Genomic DNA, 267 nt, shown 5'->3' with positions numbered 1-267 from the left:
CAAGCGTACACATTCCGGAATAGATGTTTTTTCTACTTCGATGCCATGGTGTTTTTTGTACCCATCAAGAAGAACGTCAATCATTTTTACGCAGGTTTTTTCATCCGGTTCATTAACGGTTAATACTTCAAAACGACGGTTGAACGCCTGTTCCGGCTCTATAATTTTTCTGTATTCCTCCTGTGTAGTAGCTCCAATTACGGTGATTTCACCTCTTGCCAATTCTGGTTTTAATAAATTGGCTACGTTTCCGATGCTTCCCTTGGG

Annotated in this window: 1 pseudogene; it reads right to left on the bottom strand. The window is 40.8% G+C overall.

What is annotated here, in order from left to right:
- Positions 1–267 (bottom strand): annotated as a pseudogene (locus SB679_RS24630) (ATP-dependent Clp protease ATP-binding subunit); the annotation flags it as partial.

The organism is Chryseobacterium sp. SIMBA_029 (genome assembly GCF_046535275.1).
GTDB lineage: Bacteria > Bacteroidota > Bacteroidia > Flavobacteriales > Weeksellaceae > Chryseobacterium.
The sequence above is the reverse complement of the archived record's forward strand: the minus strand, read 5'-3'. Positions and strand labels throughout refer to the sequence as shown.